General features: G+C 62.4%; 2 protein-coding genes. One reads left to right on the top strand and one right to left on the bottom strand.

What is annotated here, in order from left to right; genetic code table 11:
* Positions 1-479 precede the first annotated feature (479 nt).
* Positions 480-914 carry a TetR/AcrR family transcriptional regulator gene (locus ACIP98_RS41985; RefSeq protein ID WP_401982117.1) on the bottom strand — a complete coding sequence of 145 codons (435 nt, stop codon included), beginning with the start codon at positions 912-914 and terminating at the stop codon, positions 480-482.
* Positions 915-1501: 587 nt separating this feature from the next.
* Here ACIP98_RS41985 and ACIP98_RS41980 point away from each other — a divergent pair.
* The gene (locus ACIP98_RS41980) at positions 1502-2080 is read left to right on the top strand and encodes a sigma-70 family RNA polymerase sigma factor (protein ID WP_401982115.1); all 579 of its coding nucleotides are present in this window, start codon (positions 1502-1504) and stop codon (positions 2078-2080) included.
* The last annotated feature ends 1989 nt before the right edge of the window (positions 2081-4069 follow it).

Below are 4069 nucleotides of genomic sequence, written 5' to 3'. Positions count from 1 at the left end.
TCCGCGACGGGACCTTCTACAAACCGCGCCCTTCCGCAACAGCCACCGCCTGACCAGCACAGGCTTGACGAAGGACATAGAGGCACCCCCCCCGCACCCCGTACCCAGCCGTACACCCAGGGACAACAACACCGCCCACACAAAGCCCGTCCCACCCGGTCCCGACCACGCCAACGCCGACAGACCGCCGGCCCCCAGCCCACGCCAGCCAGAAATCCCCGCCCCTCAGGACAGGAAGGACGTCAAAGGAGTGGATTAGATTCGACCGACGAGGGGCGAGACGATTGAGAGATTGAGCGCCGCCGAGAATTCTTCTCGCGAACTGAGCACGTGCCTTCCGGTAGCCACCTCGCTGGAGGTCCGCGGCGGTCGACTCGAACGTGGATCCATAGATCGAGACTGACGACCCCAGCGGCAGGCTGGCTGCATTACCACGGGCTGCCGTGGAGCTTCGGATTGCGGCCAGACATTTCGAGGAATCAAGGCGACGGGAAACCTGTGCGGAACCAAGCCTGGGCCTCACAGGGAATGCCTAAGGCGACCATGACGTGCACAAGCATTCCTGTACCGAAGAATCGAGCCGCCCTTCCCGCGCTGACGCCTGTGCGTGCGGCGACACGGTCCCATAGCTCAAGCCATCCATGCTGACAGAAACCGCGAATCTCCTCGTCGTCAATCGAAGCTGCATATGCCTGGAGTTGCATCTGCACGACGGCGCGATCCTCGACGAGCTGCCCGTACGAGGCGCACATCGCCTCGAACGCCACCTCCCCCTCAAGCCCTTTAGCTGCCCTCTCGAGATGCTCCTCAACCCTTTCGAAGCAACGTTCGATGGAGGTCAGGAAGAGCGCCTTCTTGCTGGGGAAGAGACGGAATAGATATAGCTGCGAAACACCTATACGGCGTGCGATCACACTCGTGGGCGTTCCGTGCTATCCACCCTTAGCGAACTCGATAACTGCCGCACGCACGGCAGCCTCGCGGCGCGCTTCCGCGCCCATCCGCAATTCACCTCTCTCTGCAGCGAGCAAGTTATCGGGAGTTAATGATGGAGCGAGCGTCGGTTACGTTGTCCCGACTTTGGCACACCTCTTTGTTCTGCCTCATCGACCCGTGGGCAGCGTCGTGAACCATTTGTCGAGTTTGCTGCGCATCGCGACCTGCTTCTAGTCGTCACTTCGTTCCGCGTCGCTCCGCAGCGCTGCGCAGTGCTCAGGCGGTGCGATCCCTGCTGCGGGTCATCGCCTCGAGCTCTGTTCCGTTGCGGGGCGACACCTAGTGTATTCTTGCATAGAACGTTCTATACCGTACGCATTGTGGTGGGTAGGTGCTGGCGCGGGCGGCGCTGGGCTCCACCTGGCGTGCCCAGCGCAACTTGGCCGGTACGCGGTGTCGTCCACGGGGAGCAGGTGGCACTGGCCGAGCCCACACCTGTGCACCCGACAGCCTGATCCCCCGCTCTAAAAGGCAGCTGCGAGGTAGCCGTCCCAATGGGATCCCCATGACTTTCGACTCTTGCCCCGGCGGCGATACCGGCACTGATCGTATGCAGCTGCTGGTGTCTGAGCACGCCAAGGTACTGCTTGATTACACCGAGTACCTAATGCGTGACCGGCAGCTCGCGGAGGATATCGTCCAAGAGACGCTGCTCCGAGCCTGGCACCACCTCGACCGGCTCTACGGAAACGAGGGATCCATACGAGGCTGGCTGCTGAAGGTAGCCCGCAACTTGGCCATCGACCGCCTGCGCAGTGCCCACTCCCGGCATGAGACGGTCGGCACGGACGAGCATGACGTATTCGAGCCTGACCACGCCGACGTGGTGGCGGTGTCGGTCGACATGCGGGCGCTCTTGCGGCGCCTGTCTCAGGAGCACAGGGAAGTGCTACTGCATACCCAGCTGTTCGGCAGAACGGTGCAGGAGACAGCAAACATACTCGGGATACCGTCAGGCACCGTAAAATCACGACGCTACTACGCCCTCAGCAACCTGCGTACTCAAGCTCAGGCAGTTCGCTTCGCAGTGCCGCCTCAAGACCGCCATCGTCTCAAGCAGGATAAACACCGTCCCACCCGGTAGCCGTCGCCTTGCTGCGTGTTGTGTGCGCTAGCTCCCTCTTTACCGTTTTCGCACTGCCGCAATGAGCCGCTGGGCTTCTGGCCCGCTGTGACTTTTTCCTGCCAGACATGCCTTGGCCACCCACCTTGTCGTGCGGGACGTAACCCATCGCCTGGGATGCCTGACGGGTTGAGTGCACCGCGGTTCTTCGCCCCAGTGTCGACGAAGTAGGCGAAGCCCTGCCGCTTCGTCCACTCTGGGGCGGAGTTGTGCCAGGGCCAACCCCGACGGCTGCAGCGTCGTGCTGCTGTGCCGCGCCATGGGAATCAACCGTCCGACCTACTGCGCACGGCCTGCCACTCGGATCGGCAGTAGGCCAACGACGAGTTCGCAGTGAAGATCCACGAGCCTCACGCCGGCGCTGGGCGCCTATGGTGTCCCGTGGGTGTGTCCCACGCTGACCCGCCGGCGTGCGATCAATCGCACCAGGGTCGGCTGGGTCCGCGGGCCCGCCATCCGCAGCACCTTCCACCGCAAGGGCCGCCACCTGACGCTGTAGGACTACGAGGCCGCCCCGGCCCTGGCAGGCCGGGACTCCGCCGCTGCCCGAACCGGAGCCAAACGAGTTCGGGACATCACGTACCTGCCGACGATCGAAGGCTGGTGGTGTCTCGCCACGCCTCACGCCACATCAGAGCCTGTTCGCCGAGTCCATCACGGCGCCTCCTACGAACCACAGAACCCCCACACATCGTTTGACGAGGCAAGGCATGGAGCACCCGACGAGTAACTACGTTGGTCGCGGAGCTTACTGCTGCCTTCACCGATGGTGCGTGGTGAATCACCCAACCCCGAGGTGGATCGTCGGCTGCGTCGCAGGCACCCACCCGTTCCGGCGGGCACTGGATCGTGAGAATCACGCCCGGATGTTATGCGAAGGAACGCTTGGGGTCCTGCACTGTGGCTCTGTGGCGGCCTGGCAGAGCTGCTGCTCCCTCGGGCGGGTCAACTTCCGTAACAGGTGTCCGTGCTGCCCGTTGTACGGCCGTTTCCAGGGTCTGGTACGGAATGCCACTGTCGGCGGCGTGATGCGAAAGAGCCTGGGTCAGTGCAGCGTTGGCGTCAGACCAGGCGGCTAGGGCGATGTTGGCGTTGATGCCAGAATTACTGTGATATCGGGCATCCGCGGTGTCAACGGCACGTTGAAGCGTGATAAGGCTTACGGGAATCTTCATGACGCCCAATCTAGATCAATGAAACCTGCATCGCGAAGGCATGACTTGGCGCGACGGACAAAGCGGTCCATGGCTGCATCATTCCGGTCTACATCCTCAGCAGAGGATGAGGCCGTTGCGGCTCGCGGCTCTTTTATCGGGCCCGACCCTACTAGTGGCTCTTGGTGCGAGGTTGGACGCCCTGTGTGGAGTGCCCCCATGTCCCGCGCTACGACGGGAGGTTGGCTGGTGGCCGCCGGGTTGCATTATGAGACCACTCGGCCGCACTGACAGTGACCCCGGCGCCGTGGGTGACTGGAGTTGCTCTACTCGTTACGTAAGTGGCGTACGCAGTCAAAGACAAGGCGCTCAAATACAATACCGCAAACGCGTCTGTCTGATGTGCTGAAGGCGTCACGTGTGGGGCGGCCAGAAGGTGACTTCGACATCATGTTAGATGTTTGACGAACTCCACGGATCATCAATCCTCGCATGCGGAAGAGAAGTCGCGGCATGCTTTCCGTTCCACGTGGCCATCCCAGTCGATAGCTGCAGGTGAAATTCGCCGATTGTGTGGGAAGTTTGCGCGGAACCTCGGCACTGGTATACGCGAGCCAATTTCGGGAGCCCTGCCTGACTGGCATTCAGGCTTCCCGTCAGGTCGGAGCGTCACCATGGATGAGTTGCTATCGCGCCGGGTCTACGAACCTCATGAACCCGGGTGGGGCAACGCTCCGTACAGGGGCGGTGACGGGGCGCCGTACGTTCCGCAGCAGCCCTCGTACGGCGGCGGCTA

The sequence above is a fragment of the Streptomyces sp. NPDC088354 genome, from assembly GCF_044753585.1.
Taxonomy (GTDB): Bacteria; Actinomycetota; Actinomycetes; order Streptomycetales; family Streptomycetaceae; genus Actinacidiphila.
This window is presented reverse-complemented; position numbering and strand designations above follow the sequence as displayed.

Excerpts from the sequence above, each read along its gene's own strand:
- ACIP98_RS41980 (WP_401982115.1), top strand. The coding sequence starts at position 1,502 with ATGACTTTCGACTCTTGCCCCGGCGGCGATACCGGCACTGATCGTATG.